This window comes from Pseudomonas sp. R37(2017), from assembly GCF_002113375.1.
Lineage (GTDB): Bacteria > Pseudomonadota > Gammaproteobacteria > Pseudomonadales > Pseudomonadaceae > Aquipseudomonas.
The window spans coordinates 37,824-54,625 of sequence record NZ_NEHO01000015.1 but is presented as its reverse complement, the minus strand read 5'-3'; the positions used below and the strand labels follow the sequence as shown (position 1 = coordinate 54,625).

Genomic DNA, 16,802 nt, shown 5'->3' with positions numbered 1-16,802 from the left:
CCGCCCCTTTGTGGCGAGGGAGCTTGCTCCCGTTGGGCTGCGCAGCGGCCCCAAAACCTGCAACAGCGGTGTATCAGGTACTCCCCGTACGATGAAATTGCGGCTGCTTCGCAGCCCAACGGGAGCAAGCCCCCTCGCCACAAAAGCTCGCTCCCACAAGGTTTATGCGTTGTTGGAGAGGGAGGATTCGTTCATCCAAGACGGTGCCAGACGCGGCCGTCACGGGTGAGCAGCTCTTCGCCGGCCTTGGGGCCGTTTTCCCCGGCGAAATAGCTCTGCACGCTGGAATCCTGCTGCCAGGCATCCAGGAACGGCTGTACGGCGCGCCAACCGTTTTCGATGTTGTCAGCGCGCTGGAACAGCGTCTGGTCGCCCGTCAGGCAATCATAGATCAGGGTCTCGTAGCCGGTGGACGGCTGCATCTCGAAGAAGTCCTTGTAGGCAAACCCCAATTCGATGTTATCCATCTTCAGGGCCTGACCAGGGCGCTTGGCCAACAGGTCGAACCACATGCCTTCGTTCGGCTGGATCTGAATCCGCAGATAGGTCGGCTGCAATTCGTCGACCTCGGTATCGCGGAACTGCGCATAGGGCGCCGGCTTGAAACAGATGACGATCTCGGTGTCACGCACACTCATGCGCTTGCCGGTACGCAGGTAGAACGGCACCCCGACCCAACGCCAGTTGTCGATCATGACCTTGAGGGCCACATAGGTTTCGGTTTTGCTGTCGGGTGCGACCCTGTCTTCCTGGCGATAGCCCGGCAGTGCCTTGCCGTCGATTTGACCCGCGGCGTATTGACCGCGCACCGAGTTGGCGCGGGCCTCCTCGACCGTCCAGGGCCTGATCGCGCCGATGACCTTGGCTTTCTCCCCGCGCACCGCATCGGCGCCAAACGCGGCGGGAGGCTCCATCGCCACCATCGCCAGCAGCTGGAACAGGTGATTGGGCACCATGTCCCGCAACGCGCCGGTGTGCTCATAAAAACTGCCACGGGTTTCCACCCCGACGGTTTCGGCGGCGGTGATCTGCACGTGGTCGATGTAGTGATTGTTCCAGAACGCTTCGAACAGGCTGTTGGAAAAACGGCTAACCAGAATGTTCTGTACCGTTTCCTTGCCCAGATAGTGATCGATCCGGTAGATCTGTTTTTCCGTCATCACCTTGAGCAGGCAGGCATTCAAGGCCTCGGCCGTTTGCAGGTCGGAGCCGAAGGGCTTTTCGATCACCACCCTCCTGAACGCCTCGGGGGTTTCTTCCAGCAAGCCGGCGGCACCCAGACGGCGTGCCACTTCACTGAAGAAACGCGGCGCGGTGGCCAGGTAGAACACCGCATTGCCGGTTCCGCTGTCGGCGATTTTCGCCGCCAGCTTTTGATAGGTGCTGTCGTCCAGGAAATCACCCTGGACATAGCTGATGCCTTTGGCCAGTTTCGACCAGACCGCTGGGTCAAGGGTGTGGTCACCCTTGCCAGCCATCTCGTTTCGAATGAAGTCTTCGAGCTTTTGCGCAAAGCCTTCATCGCTGATGGCGTTGTGGTCAACGCCGATGATCCGCAGTCCATCCCCGAGCAGGCCGTTGCGCTTGAGGTTATACAGCGCCGGCACCAACAGCCGCTTGACCAGGTCACCATGGGCGCCAAACAGAAACAGCGTCGTCGCGGGCGCGGGCTCAGCCTTGGACTTCCTGCGGATCACATGGGTCATTTTTTCGCGGTCTCCACATGACCGCCGAAGCCGAAGCGCTGGGCCGAGAGAATCTTGTCGCCAAAAGTGCCCTGCCCACGGGAACGGTAGCGCGAGAACAGCGAGTTCGACAGCACCGGTACCGGCACCGCTTGCTCCATCGCGGCTTCGATGGTCCATTGGCCTTCACCACTGTCAGCCACCGACCCGGAGAATCCGTCGAGCTTCGGATCGCTGGCCAAAGCATCGGCCGTCAGGTCGAGCAGCCACGAGGACACCACGCTGCCACGACGCCAGACTTCGGCGATGTCGGCGACGTTCAGGTCAAAACGCTGCTCTGGCGGCAGGCTCTCGCTGTTTTTGGTTTGCAGGATGTCGAAGCCTTCGGCAAAGGCCTGCATCATTCCGTACTCGATGCCGTTGTGGATCATCTTCACGAAATGCCCGGCGCCGGCAGGACCGGCGTGGATGTAGCCACGCTCGGCACGATCGTCGTCGGACTTGCGGTCCTTGGTGCGCGGGATGTCGCCCAGGCCCGGGGCCAGGGTTGCGAACAGCGGGTCAAGACGCCTGACGGTCTCGGTATCGCCGCCGATCATCATGCAGTAGCCACGTTCCAGGCCCCAGACGCCGCCGGACGTACCGACGTCGATGTAATGCAGACCCTTTTCCGCCAGGGTCCTGGCCCGGCGAATATCGTCCTTATAGAAGGTGTTGCCGCCGTCGATGATGGTATCGCCGGCTTCGAGCAAGGTGCTCAGGGTGTCGATGGTTTCTTCGGTCGGCGCGCCAGCTGGCAGCATGACCCACACCGCACGAGGCTTCGCCAGGCCAGCGACCAGCGCCGGCAGATCGGTGACGCCGGTGGAACCCTCTGCGGCCAGGGCTTCGACAAAGGCGGTATTGCGGTCATAAACAACGGTGGTGTGCCCGTTGAGCATCAGGCGCCGTGCAATATTGCCGCCCATGCGGCCCAGTCCAATAATCCCGAGTTGCATGTGCTGATGCTCCCTACTACAAATAAAATGTGTGTCAAAGGTTATAGCCCAACGGGACTCATGAGGTTAGTCCAGAGCGTTGGCGTGAAGTTTCCGGGCATTGTGCCCGATCCTGATGGATAACGTCGGGAATCAAACCGAAGACACAACGACAATGAAAAATAAAAAAGTTCCATTCTGGAGCAAAAGAAATCAAGATTGGCGCCGATAGTAGATCAGCCGTTGATTTCGAGGCGGTTCTACAGTTGAGACACGCCATTTGCGAGGTGAGCAATGGGCACAGTACACACCGCACTGCCAGCACAAACCCTTTACGTCACTATCCGTCGCGATGAATTGCGTCAGTTGAAGGACGAACGCGATCAATTGAAACAGGAACTGGCACAGTTACGCATGCTGCTGCAAGCCGGACAGACCCACCCCCTGACTGTGACACAGCGCGCCCCGCTCGCCTGATTCTCCCCCCTTCAAGCGGGAGCAGCCTGCGCTGCTTCCGCACCGGCTCACGCCCTGCCGGCTCCGGCAACTCACAAATTTTTCACAATTGTTTCACGACAATTACCTGTTCAGGTCGCCCGATTCCGCGCGGCCATCGTTCGTCGTCCGCGATCCAAGTCCCGGCGGTGGTAGTGATTTCTCGGCTGGAGCGCTGAATGTCTTTGTTCAAACGCAGCAATACGACTGCGGCAGGTTTTGATTGGGCCGGGTTTATCTGGCTGTTTGTTTTCTTCTGGTACTTTTCCGGCATTACCCAACTTTTGATCCAACTGACGGGCACCTCCGGCTTTACCGGATTCCGCCAGGCCTTCGTCATGAGCGCGATCTGGCTGGCGCCGATGCTGCTGTTCCCCAGACAGACCCGTGCCATGGCCGCCGTGATTGGCGTCGTGCTCTGGGCGTGCTCCATGGCGAGCCTGGGCTACTTCTTCATTTACCAGCAGGAGTTTTCCCAGAGCGTCATCTTCATCATGTTCGAGTCGAACGTGGCTGAAGCCGGCGAGTACATGACCCAATACTTTGCCTGGTGGATGGTCCCGGCATTCCTGGCCCACAGCGCTTTTGCCTATTTCCTGTGGACTCGCCTGCGCCCGGTGTATCTGCCCCGTGGCAAGGCCATCGCGGCAGCGGTGGCCATTGTCGTGGCGGTGGTGGGATATCCGCTGATCAAACAGACTTCGCGCACCGGCAGTTTCGCCGAAGGCTTCGACAAGTTCGAAACCCGCATCGAGCCGGCAGTGCCATGGCAGATGGCCGTGGCCTATCACCGTTACCAGGAAACCCTGGCCGGCATGCAGGACATGCTCGACAGCGCCAGCAGGATTCCACCACTGCACAACCTCAAGGACGCCATGGCGAACACGCCTGCGACCCTGGTGCTGGTGATCGGCGAGTCCACCAACCGTCAGCGCATGAGCCTGTACGGTTACCCACGGCAAACCACGCCGGAGCTGGACAAGCTCAAGGATCAACTGGACGTTTTCGACAACGTCATCACCCCGCGCCCCTACACCATCGAGGCGCTGCAGCAGGTCCTGACCTTCGCCGACGAAGAAAACCCGGATCTGTACCTGTCGACGCCATCGCTGGTCAGCATGATGAAACAGGCCGGCTACAAGACCTTCTGGATCACCAACCAGCAGACCATGACCAAGCGCAACACCATGCTCACGACCTTCTCCGAACAGGCCGACGAACAGGTGTACCTGAACAACAATCGCAACCAGAACGCCGCCCAGTACGATGGCGACGTGATCGAGCCGTTCAACAAGGCCCTGGCCGATGCGGCACCGCGCAAACTCATCGTCGTGCATTTGCTGGGCACGCACATGAGCTACCAGTACCGTTACCCGTCGACCTTCGACAAGTTCCAGGACCGCACGGGTGTGCCTGCCGGTATTCGCGATGACCAGTTGCCGACGTACAACAGCTACGACAACGCCGTGCTGTACAACGACTTCGTGGTGTCCAGCCTGATCAAGGACTATGCCAAGAGCGATCCGAACGGGTTCCTGTTGTACCTGTCCGACCACGGCGAAGACGTGTTCGATTCCGTGGGCCACAGTACCCTGGGGCGCAACGAAAACAAGCCGACTGCGCCGATGTACACCATTCCGTTCATGGCCTGGGCTTCGCCGAAGTGGCGGGCAAGCCATGACTGGAACCTCGCCGGCGATCTCTCGCGCCCTTACAGCAGTTCGCACCTGATCCACACCTGGGCCGATCTGGCGGGCCTGAGCTTCGACGAACTCGATCGCAGCAAAAGCCTGGTCAGCGACAGCTTCAAGGCCCGGCCACTGATGATCGGCAACCCCTATGAGCGTCAACAGCGCGCGTTGATCGACTTCAGCCTGATGAAGCCAAAGGCGTCACCCGCGCTCGCCCAGCAATAATCCATTCAGGGGCCAATTCCGGCCCCTTTTCATGCTCCCGTTACAGCCATGAAGGTCGCTGGTGAAGTTAATTCCCATTTAACCGAATCGGCGGATAATGTCATTTCGACACTGATTCATTGATTCATGGACGAAAGGCATCCGACATCCGTAGTGGGAGGCAAACCATGAAACGCACCGCATTGATCCTCGCGGGCCTGATGGCCCTGGGCTCAACCAGCGCTTTTGCCGAAGGCGGGGCAGAACGCATGCGCTATTACTTCGAAAGTCTGCGACTGGCCCAGCAACAAGCCCTGGGCCACCCCATCCAAAGTACCGAGTTGCGGGTTCCGGACGACCAGACCGCACAAATGACTGAAACCTACAGACCGAAATGATCCATGTGCCTCTGACTGCGGCTCTACAGTTGGAGATCATTGTCGGGCGTCCTGATGGACGCCCCTTTTTTTGCCTGTCGGGTCAGAGGCTCTTGGTCCAGAACAGCATCCGCCCATGGGCCGGGTCGAGCATCCCGGCGCTGAAGCCGGCTTTTTCATAGGAACCCTGCGCCACGGCATTGCCTTCCAGCACTTCGAGGGTGAGTTTGCAGCAACCACGCTGACGGGCGATGTCCTCGACCTTTTGCAGCATTTTCTGGCTCAGGCCCAGACCGCGAAATTTTTTCACTACCGACACGTCATGCACATTGACCAGGGGCCGGCAGGCAAAGGTGGAAAAACCCTCGAAGCAATTGACCAGCCCGGCAGGCTCGCCACCGACAAAGGCCAGCACACTGAAGGCATGTGGACGCCGGGCAAGCTCTGCCGGGAGTTGCTCGAGTACAGCGGGCGGCAACGACTGGCCACCCCCCATCGGGTCCTCGGCGTAGTGGTTCAACACCAGACAAATAGCCTCGGCATGCACCGGATTGGTGTAGCTGGCCTGAAGCACAAGAATTTCTGCGGAGTCCATTTCCATCCTCGATCACACATGAAGTAGCCCCCAGCATGTATGTCACGCTGAAGTGCCCGCCGACCATAGCGCGAGCACTGTGTTATCGACAATCGCTACCGCACAAAATCTTTGAGGCTCAAACGCCCCAGATCAAGGCTTCCGTCCACCCCAGCTCGGCAAAATCCTCAGCTCGCAAGTGCGATTCACCTGCGCAGAAGAACTCGTCGAGCTGCGGCGGTTTGACCGAAGTGCCGCTGAGCATGGCGTGAACCTGGCCGCGGTGGTGGATCTGGTGTTCGAACAAATGCGACAGCAGGCGTGATCGGCTGTCGTATTGCGGGGTTTCGCGGGCGATGGTCACGATTTTGCCGAGGTCGGCGTCACGCATCTGCTCGCAGTAGGCAATCAGCCGGCGGTCGACGCGGGCCTGTTCAACCATCAGGTCCGTCGCCAGGAGGCAGGGCTCGTCTTCCTTGAAAAACACCCGGCATTCGGGATGCGGATCGTCGCCGCGCAGTTCGCGCTCCAGGGCGTCTACATAAAACCAGTCACAGGTAAGGATGTGGTTGAGGGTGGCACGGATGCTGGGGAAAAAACTGACCCGGGGCGCGCTCAGCTCCTGCGCGGTCAACTGTCGCCAGGCCTTGGCCAGTCGGTGATTGGCCCAGGCGTTCTGATAGGCCATGGTCAACAGATGGTGGGACAAGGGCTGGTTCATGTTCGCTGCTCCCGAACGAATCCCGATCAAACTTCGGCAAACCGTTGCAATTGCATTTCCTGCAGGCGGCTGAGGGTGCGGCGGAACGGGAACTCCAGATAACCCTCGGTGTAAAGCGACGCCATTGGCACTTGCGCTTCGAGGTACAGCGGCACCTTGCGGTCATAGCACTCATCCACCAGGGCAATGAAGCGGCGTACACCGTCGTCATGCACCGACAACTGCGGCAACTCGCGATCCCCCGCCGCCACCCGCTCAACACCGTCTTCGGTGCCGCGGGCAATGCGCCCGGCGCGTTTCTGCGCACTGAGGTTGGGGACATCACCCAACAGAATAGCGCTGTAGGTATCGCACAGCGCGATGAAATCCATGGCCGCGAAAGGTTGCTCACACAACGCGGCGTAACATGTCCAGAGCACTGTCGGGCTGGCATTGACTACGTCAAGCGAGCGGTAGCCGACCTGGATCGGCTCGCTCGATACCGACTGGCCGACGCTCAACCCCTGGAACACTTCACCCAGCGCGCCTGGCTCACCGGGCTCGGTCACCCAGTAGCGCTGCGAACCGGCCCCGGGATGCAAGCGATGGTCTTCCCCGCCATCCACCGCAATCACTTGCATATGCAGCTTGATCGCCGTGATGGCGGGCAGGAAACGGTCGCGATTGAAACCGTCGGCGTACAACTGGTCCGGCGGCAGATTGGAAGTGCAGACCACCACCACGCCCTGCTCGAACATCACCTGGAACAGGCGCCCGAGAATAATCGCATCGCCGATGTCATTGACGAACAGTTCGTCGAAACACAGAACGCGCACTTCTTTGGCCAATTCACGGGCCAACGCCTTGAGCGGATCGGCGGTGCCGGTCAGTTGAAACGAGCGCTGGTGCACCCAGCCCATGAAGTGATGAAAGTGCTGACGGCGAGCCGGTACGCGCAGGCTTTGGTAGAACTGGTCCATCAACCAGGTCTTGCCCCGCCCGACCGGCCCCCACAGGTATACGCCGGAAATGGGCGAACGGCCTTCGTGCAGCGCTTCGTGGCATTTTTGCAGCGCCCACACGGCGTGTTCCTGGGCCTCGTCCTGGACGAAGCCCCTTTGTTCAATGGCACGCTGCCAGGCGCTCAAGGGGGAATCGATAGTCATGGGCGGCAGTATGCCATTGCGCAGGGGCAGTTTTGTGCAGGAAGACATGAAAAACTGTAGGAGCGGGTGCTCGCTCCTACGGGTTCGGGTGCATTATTTGTCGACCTTGTGTCTGGCCGCGTACAGGCACAGCATCTCCATCGCCAGCGTCGCCGCCGCCAATGAGGTGATCTCTGCGCTGTCATAGGCCGGCGCCACTTCCACCACGTCCATGCCCACCAGGTTGATCCCGCGTAATCCGCCGAGAATCTCCAGCGCCTGCACCGTACTCAAGCCGCCACACACTGGTGTTCCAGTGCCAGGCGCATACGCCGGATCGAGGCAGTCGATGTCGAACGTCAGGTACACCGGGTTGTCGCCGACCCGTGCGCGAATCGCCTCGACTATCGCTTCGCAGCCACGGCGATGCACTTGTCGCGCGTCCAGCACCTGAAAGCCCTGGTGATCGTCATTGGTGGTGCGCAGACCGATTTGCACCGACCGCGACGGGTCGACCAGCCCTTCCCTGGCCGCGTGCCAGAACATGGTCCCGTGATCGATGCGCTTGCCCTCTTCGTCCGGCCAGGTGTCGCTGTGGGCGTCGAAGTGGATCAGCGACAAAGCCCCATGCTTGCGCGCATGTGCCTTGAGCAACGGGTAGGTGATGAAGTGATCGCCACCAAAGGTCAACATTGCCGTGCCAGCATCGAGGATGTGCTCGGCGTGGGCTTCGATGCATTCCGGGGTCGATTGCGGCGAGCCGTAATCGAAATCGCAATCGCCGTAGTCGATCACCGCCAGGTGATCGAACGGATCGAAGGTCCATGGCCAGTGCCGTTCCCAGGCGATCCCTGCCGAGGCGGCGCGAATCCCCCGTGGCCCGAAACGCGCTCCGGGACGGTTGCTGGTGGCCGTGTCGAACGGCACACCGCTGACCGCTACGTCTACGCCACGCAAGTCACGGCTATAGCGACGACGCATGAAACTGGTAATGCCGGCGTAGGTGCTTTCGGCGGCCGTGCCGTAAAGGCTGTCACGGGTAAGGGCCTGGTCGTTCTGCATCGGGACGTCCATTGATGTCTCCTTTTTATTAGTGGCGGCTACGGAAAGTGGTCCACAGGCGGGTGCGCTGGCGCATGTCCTTGAGGCTCATGCTGCGGTCGGCATACAGCCGCTCCCGCACATCGGCCAGGGGGTAGATGTCCGGATCGGTGCGCACCGCTTCATCCACCAGCGGCGTGGCGGCCTGATTGGCGGTGGCGAAGAACAACGTATTGGTCAGTGCCGCAACGGATTCGGGACGCAACATGAACTCGATAAAGGCCCGGGCGGCCTCGGGGTGCGGCGCATCCTTGGGAATGGCCAGATTGTCCTGCCACACGAGGGTGCCTTCCCTGGGAATCCGGTAGGCGATTTCATAGGGTTTGTTGGCCTTGCGCGCCTGATCGGCGGCCATGCTGGCGTCGCCGTTGTAGGTCAATGCCAGACAAACGCTGCCATTGGCCAGATCGCTGATCTGCCGCCCGGTGGCAACGTACAGCACGTTCGGCTGTAGCTGATGCAGCAAGGCCTCGGCGGCTGACAGATCGCTCTTGTCCGTGCTGTAGGGATCTTTACCCAGGTAATGCAGCGCCAGCCCGATGACCTCTTGCGGCGAGTCGAGGATAGCGATGCCGCAGTCCTTCAACTTGCTGGCGTACTCGGGCTTGAACAGCAGGTCCAGGCTGTTGAGTGGCGCATCCGGCAAACGCTGCCTGACCGCCTCGACGTTCATGCCCAGACCCAGGGTGCCCCAGGTGTACGGCACGCCGTAGCGATTGCCCGGGTCGACGGCGGCGAGCTTTTCCAGCAGGTCCGGATCAAGGTTGGCGTAGCCCTTCAGGCCTTCATGGGGAATCGGTTTCAACGCCCCCGCCGCAAGCCCCCGGGCCAGCACGCTGGAGGACGGCACGACTACGTCATAACCGCTGCCGCCGGTGAGCAACTTGGTCTCCAGCACTTCCGAAGAGTCGAAGGTGTCGTAGCGCACATGGATGCCGGTTTCCTGCTCGAACCGTTGCAGGGTTTCGGGAGCGACGTAGTCGGCCCAACTGTAAAGATTGACCTCCTTGTCCTCGGCCTGGGCCGAAGCGGCGACGGCGAGTAACAGCGCGGGTAAACACAGCTTGAACATGGGAGCCATGACGAACACCTGACCAGAAGAAGTGGTTGCAGGATGCGTCGTCGGATACATTGGTAAAATACCAAGTTAATTATCCTGACTTTATGACGGAGTAATGTTTGATGCTCGGCCAACTCCACGATCTGGATCTGCAATTGCTGCGACTGTTTGTCAGCGTGGTGGAATGCGGCGGTTTCAGCGCTGCCCAGGGCGATCTGGGCTTGAGCCAGTCGAGTATCAGCCAGCAAATGGCCAAACTCGAAACCCGCCTTGGTTATCGCTTGTGCAGTCGCGGCAAGGGCGGATTCAGGGTCACCCCCAAGGGCGAACAACTCCTCAGCGCCACCCGTGGATTGTTCCAGTCCATCGAAGCCTTCCGCCATCAATCCAATGGCGTGGCCGGGCGCTTGATCGGCGAAGTGCGCCTGGGACTGTCCGAGGCCCTCGATCAATCGGTGCTGCAACGGGTGGCCGAGGCGATCCGGCACTTCCGTGAGCGGGACGAATCAGTGCGCATCGAGCTGATCAGTGCCATGCCCGGCGAAATGGAGCGCCTGCTGCTGCAACAGCGCCTGGACCTGGCCATCGGCTATTTTTCGCAAGTGCAAAGCGCGTTCGACTACCGCCAATTGTTTGTTGAAACCCAGCATTTGTACTGCGCCCCCGGTCATCCGCTGTTCGACAACACCGCCCCGGACGATCAGGCTCTGCAGGCCAGCGACCGGGTCGATCACCCCTACCGTTTCCTGCGCAGTGACGAACCCTTTCAGGGCAAGCGGTGTTCCGCACGCTCGGAGCAGGTCGAAGGCACCCTCGCCTTCATCCTGTCCGGCAAGCATGTCGGCTATCTGCCCAGCCACTTTGCCCGTAGCTGGGAGGACAAAGGGTTGCTCAGGGCCGTGCGTCGCAGCGATTTGAGTTTCGATGTAGCGTTTCACCTGGCCCGGCACCGGGCGCAGGTGGCCGGCGATGCGCAGAAAGCCTTTGAAGAGGATCTGCTGGCGGCGTTTGCCTGAATACCCGGCCTACCCACAACGACATGCAAAAATGCACAGACAACCTGCACTTATCCGGGTTGTACACGGCAAATTTGCACTGATACGATCCCACATCGCTCGCGCGCGAGCATCTCGATAAAGAACAATAAAAGCAGGGAGTTAGTGATGACTGCTCAAGTTTCATCGAAGGGAGTGCAGTCCATGGAGGCCATGCAAAACGAAGTGCTGGCCGAAGTGCGCAACCACATTGGTCATCTGACCCTCAACCGCCCCGCCGGCCTCAATGCCCTTACCCTGGACATGGTGCGCACCCTGCACCGCCAGCTCGACGCCTGGGCCCAGGATTCGCAAATCCATGCCGTGGTCTTGCGTGGCGCCGGCGAAAAAGCCTTCTGCGCCGGCGGTGACATTCGCTCGCTGCATGACAGCTTCAAAAGCGGCGACACCTTGCACGAAGACTTCTTCGTCGAGGAATACGCCCTCGACCTCGCGATCCACCGTTACCGCAAACCGGTGCTGGCGCTGATGGACGGTTTTGTCCTCGGCGGCGGCATGGGCCTGGTGCAAGGCGCAGATTTGCGCGTGGTCACCGAAAAAAGCCGTCTGGCGATGCCGGAAGTCGGCATCGGCTATTTCCCGGACGTCGGCGGCAGTTACTTCCTGCCACGGATCCCCGGTGAACTGGGGATATACCTCGGCGTCAGCGGCGTACAGATTCGCGCTGCCGATGCACTGTATTGCGGGCTGGCCGACTGGTACCTGGAAAGCGACAAACTGGGTGCCCTGGACGAGAATCTCGACCAGCTCGAATGGCGCGACACGCCACTCAAGGACCTGCAAGGCCTGCTGGCGAAATGTGCCGTACAGCAACTGCCCGACGCGCCACTGGCGTCTTTGCGCCCGGCCATCGACCACTTCTTCGCCCAACCCGATGTGCCGAGTATTGTGAAACAACTGCGCGAGGTAACGGTCGCCGACAGCCACGAGTGGGCTGTCACCACCGCCAACCTGCTGGAAACCCGCTCGCCGCTGGCCATGGCCGTGACCCTGGAAATGCTCCGGCGCGGGCGCGAGTTGCCGCTTGAGCAATGTTTCACCCTGGAGCTGCATCTGGACCGCCAGTGGTTCGAGCGCGGCGACCTGATCGAAGGCGTACGCGCCTTGCTGATCGACAAAGACAAGACACCACGCTGGAACCCGCCTACCCTCGAGGCGCTGGACGCCGAACACGTGGCGAGCTTCTTCAGCGAGTTTGACCAAAGCGGGAGCTGAGCCATGCACGATATCGAATTGAGCGAAGAGCAAGTGATGATCCGCGACATGGCCCGGGATTTTGCCCGTGGCGAGATCGCGCCCCATGCCCAGGCCTGGGAAAAGGCCGGCTGGATCGATGACGGTCTGGTGGCGAAGATGGGCGAGCTGGGCTTGCTGGGCATGGTGGTCCCCGAGGAATGGGGCGGCACCTATGTCGACTACGTGGCCTACGCCCTGGCCGTGGAAGAAATCTCTGCCGGCGACGGTGCGACCGGCGCTTTCATGAGCATCCACAACTCCGTGGGTTGCGGGCCGGTGCTCAACTACGGCAGCGAAGAACAGAAACAGACCTGGCTGGCGGACCTGGCCAGCGGCCAGGCCATCGGCTGCTTCTGCCTGACCGAACCCCAGGCCGGTTCCGAGGCGCACAACCTGCGCACCCGCGCCGAACTGCGCGACGGCCAGTGGGTGATCAACGGCGCCAAGCAGTTCGTCAGCAACGGCAAGCGGGCCAAGCTGGCGATCGTGTTTGCCGTGACCGATCCGGACCTGGGCAAACGTGGCATCTCGGCGTTCCTGGTACCCACCGACACCGCTGGTTTTATCGTCGATCGCACCGAACACAAGATGGGCATCCGCGCTTCCGACACCTGCGCGGTGACCCTGAACAACTGCACCATCCCCGAAGCCAACCTGCTCGGCGAGCGCGGCAAGGGCCTGGCCATCGCCCTGTCCAACCTCGAAGGCGGCCGCATCGGCATTGCCGCCCAGGCGCTGGGCATCGCCCGCGCGGCGTTCGAAGCGGCGCTGGCCTATTCCCGCGACCGGGTGCAGTTTGGCAAAACGATCAATGAACACCAGAGCATCGCCAACCTGCTGGCCGACATGCACATGCAGTTGAACGCAGCACGCTTGCTGATCCTGCACGCCGCACGCCTGCGCACGGCCGGCAAGCCCTGTCTCTCGGAGGCCTCGCAAGCCAAGCTGTTTGCCTCGGAAATGGCGGAAAAGGTTTGCTCGTCGGCCATGCAGATTCATGGCGGTTACGGCTACCTGGAAGACTATCCGGTGGAGAAATACTATCGGGATGCGCGGATCACACAGATCTACGAAGGGTCGAGCGAGATTCAACGGATGGTGATTGCCCGCGAACTGAAGAACTACCTGGTGTGAAAACTCAATAGCTTCGTCGGAACGCCGCCCGGAGCAAGCCCGCGCCCACAAGGGACCTCATAGATGCTGAGACCCAATGTGGGAGCGGGCTTGCCCGCGAAGGCGTCAGTCAGACCGCCATTTTACTTATCCTGGAACTCGGCCTCACGCTTGGCAATGAACGCCGCCATCCCTTCCTTCTGATCCTGCGTCGCAAACGCCGCATGGAATACCCGACGCTCAAAACGCACACCTTCGGCCAGGCTCACTTCAAAGGCGCGATTGACGCTTTCCTTGACCATCATCGCGATCGGCAGCGACTTCCTGGCGATCAATGCCGCGACTTTCAGCGCTTCATCCAGCAGCTCATCGCTAGGCACGATGCGCGCCACGATCCCGCAACGCTCCGCTTCCACGGCATCGATCAAACGCCCGCTCAGGCACATTTCCATGGCCTTGGCCTTGCCCACGGCACGGGTCAGGCGCTGGGTGCCGCCCATGCCCGGCAACACGCCGAGGTTGATTTCCGGCTGGCCGAACTTCGCATTGTCGCCCGCCAGAATGAAGTCGCACATCAACGCCAGTTCGCAACCGCCACCCAGGGCGAAACCGTTGACCGCCGCAATGATCGGCTTGCGGCGGTTGGCCACGCGGTCGCTGTCGCTGAACAGATCGTCAATGTAGATCTGCGGATAGGTCAGCTCGGCCATTTCCTTGATGTCGGCACCGGCGGCGAAGGCTTTTTTCGAACCGGTCAGGACGATGCAGCCAATGTTCGAGTCAGCCTCGAAGCCATCAAGGGCATGGTTCAGCTCGCTGACGATCTGCGCGTTCAACGCGTTCAGCGCCTGTGGACGGTTGAGGGTAATCAGACCCACGCGGCCGTGGGTTTCCAACAAAATCGTTTCGTAGCTCACAGGGGGCACTCCTTCTTATAAATTGCGCGAAATGACCATGCGCTGAATATCACTGGTGCCTTCGTAGATCTGGCACACCCGCACGTCACGGTAGATGCGTTCCAGCGGGAAGTCGTTGAGGTAACCGTAGCCACCGAGGGTTTGCAGCGCCGAGGAGCATACCTTCTCGGCCATTTCCGAAGCGAACAGTTTGGCCATCGAGGCCTCCACCAGGGCCGGTTTGCCACTGTCACGCAAGGCGGCAGCGTAATGCACCATTTGCCGCGCAACGGCGATCTGGGTCGCCATGTCCGCCAGGCGGAACGCCACGGCCTGGTGCTCGATGATCGGCTTGCCAAAACTCTCTCGCTCACGGGCGTAATCGCGAGCCGCTTCGAACGCGGCGCGGGCCATGCCCACCGATTGCGAAGCGATGCCGACGCGACCGCCTTCAAGGTTGGCCAGGGCGATTTTGTAGCCTTCGCCCTCTTCACCCAGGCGGTTTGCCACCGGGACCTTTACGTCTTCAAAGAGAATCTGGCAGGTGTCGGACGCATGCTGACCGAGCTTGTCCTCAACCCGCGCGACGGTGTAGCCCGGCGAGTCGGTGGCCACGATGAACGCACTGATGCCGCGCTTGCCGGCGTTCGGATCGGTCACCGCAAACACGATCACCACCCCGGCATTCTGGCCGGAAGTGATGAATTGCTTGCTGCCATTGAGTACGTAGTGATCGCCTTCCAGGCGGGCACGGGTTTTCAGGCCGCTGGCATCGGAGCCGGCCTGGGGCTCGGTCAGGGCAAAGGCACCGAGCATCGCACCGCTGGCCAAAGGCTTGAGGAAACGCTCTTTCTGGTCGTCGTTGCCGTAGTTGAGGATCGGCACACAACCCACGGAGTTATGCACGCTCATGATGGTCGAGCAGGCACCATCGCCGGCGGCGATTTCTTCCAGGGCCATGGCGTAGGCGAGGTAACCGGTGTCACACCCGCCCCACTGCTCCGGCACCAGCATGCCGAAGAAGCCCAGCCCGGCCATCTCGCCGATGGCCTCCTTGGGAAAGCGGTGCTCGCGATCCCATTCGGCGGCGAACGGCTTGAGCCGATCCTGGGCAAAATCCCGGGCCATGTCGCGGATCTGTTGTTGGTCGTCATTGGGGATCATGGTGAATCCTTAAAGTTTGATTGCCCTTCTGTAGGAGCGAGCATGCTCGCGATGAGGCCGTGTCAGTCGACATCATTTTTGAATGACACACCGCTATCGCGAGCATGCTCGCTCCTACAGGAGACTGCGCAGTCTTAGTACAGGCATTCCACGGCCATGGCCGTCGCTTCGCCGCCGCCGATGCAAATCGCCGCAACGCCGCGTTTCAGGCCTTTCTGGCGCAGGGCCGAGAGCAGCGTTACCAGAATTCGCGCACCGGACGCCCCGATTGGGTGACCGAGGGCGCAAGCACCGCCGTGCACGTTGAGTTTCTCGTGGGGGATTTCCAGTTGCGTCATCGCCACGAGGCTGACTACCGCAAACGCTTCGTTGATTTCAAACAGGTCGACCTGGTCCAGCGACCAACCGGTCTTTGTCACCAGCTTCTTGATCGCGCCGATCGGCGCCACGGGGAACAGGCTCGGGGTGTTGGCGAACGCGGCGTGGCCATGAATCACCGCCAATGGCTTCAAGCCTTGTTTCTGTGCCTGGGACTGGCGCATCAGCACCAGCGCGGCCGCACCGTCGGAGATCGAACTGGAGTTGGCCGCCGTCACCGTACCGCCATCGCGGAACGCCGGCTTCAACGAAGCGATCTTGTCCAGTTTGGCTTTTGGCGGCTGTTCGTCATTGCTGATCACGACCTGCTCTTTGCCCACTGTCACGGTCAGCGGAACGATCTCGGCCTGGAAGCTACCGTCCTTGATCGCCTGCTGGGCGCGAGTGGTCGAGGCAATGGCGAACGCGTCCTGGGCTTCGCGGCTGAAACCATGGGCTTCGGCACAGTCCTCGGCGAAGGTCCCCATCAAACGGCCCTTGTCGTAGGCGTCTTCGAGGCCGTCGAGGAACATCGAGTCCTGCACCCGGCCATGGCCCATGCGATATCCACTACGGGCGCGATCGAGCAGGTAAGGCGCATTGGTCATGCTTTCCATGCCACCGGCGATGACCACGTCGGCGCTGCCAGCGAGCAGCATGTCGTGGGCCAGAATCGTCGCTTCCATGCCCGAACCGCACATCTTGTTCAGGGTCGTGCAGCGGGTCGATTTATCCAGCCCGGCACCCAGCGCCGCCTGGCGCGCGGGCGCCTGGCCCTGGCCTGCCGGCAGTACGCAGCCGAACAGCACTTCGTCGACGCTGTCACTGGCGACTCCGGCGCGCTCCACCGCGGCCTTGATGGCAGCTGCGCCGAGTTGCGGCGCGGTCAGGCTTTTCAGATCGCCCTGAAAACCACCCATCGGGGTGCGGACGGCGCTGACGATAACAATTGGATCGTTGGACATTGTCATG

The 16,802-nt window shown here is 60.9% G+C and carries 16 protein-coding genes; 6 read left to right on the top strand and 10 right to left on the bottom strand.

The genetic code is table 11. The features are described 5' to 3' along the window. Window positions 1-191 precede the first annotated feature (191 nt). Together zwf and gnd are read right to left on the bottom strand one after the other, a co-directional pair. Window positions 192-1,706, bottom strand: coding sequence for a glucose-6-phosphate dehydrogenase (gene zwf / locus CAG47_RS21370; RefSeq protein WP_085727115.1), 1,515 nt, complete (start codon window positions 1,704-1,706; stop codon window positions 192-194). After that, window positions 1,703-2,707 (bottom strand): phosphogluconate dehydrogenase (NAD(+)-dependent, decarboxylating), encoded by a 1,005-nt coding sequence (gnd, locus tag CAG47_RS21365; protein WP_371917234.1) that lies wholly within the window; start codon window positions 2,705-2,707, stop codon window positions 1,703-1,705. Before gnd ends, zwf begins: the two co-directional genes overlap by 4 nt. A gap of 249 nt (window positions 2,708-2,956) precedes the next feature. Between gnd and CAG47_RS21360 the strand changes: the two genes are divergently transcribed. The 3 genes from CAG47_RS21360 (at window position 2,957) to CAG47_RS21350 (ending at window position 5,450) form a co-directional block, all read left to right on the top strand. Beyond that, complete coding sequence (locus CAG47_RS21360; protein WP_085727111.1) at window positions 2,957-3,139, top strand: DUF6026 family protein; 183 nt, start codon at window positions 2,957-2,959, stop codon at window positions 3,137-3,139. Window positions 3,140-3,336: 197 nt separating this feature from the next. Beyond that, window positions 3,337-5,073, top strand: coding sequence for a phosphoethanolamine transferase CptA (locus CAG47_RS21355; RefSeq protein WP_085727108.1), 1,737 nt, complete (start codon window positions 3,337-3,339; stop codon window positions 5,071-5,073). A 167-nt stretch (window positions 5,074-5,240) separates the two neighbouring features. After that, the gene (locus CAG47_RS21350; RefSeq protein ID WP_085727106.1) at window positions 5,241-5,450 is read left to right on the top strand and encodes a hypothetical protein; all 210 of its coding nucleotides are present in this window, start codon (window positions 5,241-5,243) and stop codon (window positions 5,448-5,450) included. A gap of 82 nt (window positions 5,451-5,532) precedes the next feature. Here the strand turns inward: CAG47_RS21350 and CAG47_RS21345 are convergent, their stop codons facing one another. The 5 genes from CAG47_RS21345 to CAG47_RS21325 all read right to left on the bottom strand — a co-directional run bounded on the left by CAG47_RS21345 (window position 5,533) and on the right by CAG47_RS21325 (window position 10,030). Then, the gene (locus CAG47_RS21345; protein WP_085727104.1) at window positions 5,533-6,024 is read right to left on the bottom strand and encodes a GNAT family N-acetyltransferase; all 492 of its coding nucleotides are present in this window, start codon (window positions 6,022-6,024) and stop codon (window positions 5,533-5,535) included. Between the two features lie 118 nt (window positions 6,025-6,142). Next, window positions 6,143-6,724 carry a DinB family protein gene (locus CAG47_RS21340; RefSeq protein WP_085727102.1) on the bottom strand — a complete coding sequence of 194 codons (582 nt, stop codon included), beginning with the start codon at window positions 6,722-6,724 and terminating at the stop codon, window positions 6,143-6,145. Window positions 6,725-6,750: 26 nt separating this feature from the next. Continuing rightward, window positions 6,751-7,869 carry a cell division protein ZapE gene (zapE, locus tag CAG47_RS21335; RefSeq protein WP_085727255.1) on the bottom strand — a complete coding sequence of 373 codons (1,119 nt, stop codon included), beginning with the start codon at window positions 7,867-7,869 and terminating at the stop codon, window positions 6,751-6,753. A 93-nt stretch (window positions 7,870-7,962) separates the two neighbouring features. Continuing rightward, on the bottom strand, window positions 7,963-8,922 hold the full coding sequence (gene speB, locus CAG47_RS21330; protein WP_085727100.1) for an agmatinase: 960 nt from the start codon (window positions 8,920-8,922) through the stop codon (window positions 7,963-7,965). Window positions 8,923-8,938: 16 nt separating this feature from the next. Beyond that, complete coding sequence (locus CAG47_RS21325) at window positions 8,939-10,030, bottom strand: polyamine ABC transporter substrate-binding protein (protein ID WP_085727098.1); 1,092 nt, start codon at window positions 10,028-10,030, stop codon at window positions 8,939-8,941. Window positions 10,031-10,131: 101 nt separating this feature from the next. Here CAG47_RS21325 and CAG47_RS21320 point away from each other — a divergent pair, with 101 nt between their 5' ends. From CAG47_RS21320 to CAG47_RS21310, 3 genes are all read left to right on the top strand, one after another. Further along, window positions 10,132-11,025 (top strand): LysR family transcriptional regulator, encoded by an 894-nt coding sequence (locus CAG47_RS21320; protein WP_085727096.1) that lies wholly within the window; start codon window positions 10,132-10,134, stop codon window positions 11,023-11,025. Between the two features lie 147 nt (window positions 11,026-11,172). Continuing rightward, entirely contained in the window at window positions 11,173-12,279 is a 1,107-nt protein-coding gene (locus CAG47_RS21315; RefSeq protein ID WP_085727094.1) for an enoyl-CoA hydratase/isomerase family protein, read from the top strand. Between the two features lie 3 nt (window positions 12,280-12,282). Continuing rightward, window positions 12,283-13,434 (top strand): acyl-CoA dehydrogenase family protein, encoded by a 1,152-nt coding sequence (locus CAG47_RS21310; RefSeq protein WP_085727092.1) that lies wholly within the window; start codon window positions 12,283-12,285, stop codon window positions 13,432-13,434. A gap of 122 nt (window positions 13,435-13,556) precedes the next feature. Here the strand turns inward: CAG47_RS21310 and CAG47_RS21305 are convergent, their stop codons facing one another. The 3 genes from CAG47_RS21305 to CAG47_RS21295 form a co-directional block, all read right to left on the bottom strand. Continuing rightward, window positions 13,557-14,330 (bottom strand): enoyl-CoA hydratase, encoded by a 774-nt coding sequence (locus CAG47_RS21305; protein ID WP_085727090.1) that lies wholly within the window; start codon window positions 14,328-14,330, stop codon window positions 13,557-13,559. Window positions 14,331-14,345: 15 nt separating this feature from the next. Continuing rightward, complete coding sequence (locus tag CAG47_RS21300) at window positions 14,346-15,473, bottom strand: acyl-CoA dehydrogenase (RefSeq protein ID WP_085727088.1); 1,128 nt, start codon at window positions 15,471-15,473, stop codon at window positions 14,346-14,348. Between the two features lie 134 nt (window positions 15,474-15,607). Further along, the gene (locus tag CAG47_RS21295) at window positions 15,608-16,801 is read right to left on the bottom strand and encodes an acetyl-CoA C-acyltransferase (RefSeq protein ID WP_085727086.1); all 1,194 of its coding nucleotides are present in this window, start codon (window positions 16,799-16,801) and stop codon (window positions 15,608-15,610) included. Window position 16,802: the final 1 nt, after the last annotated feature.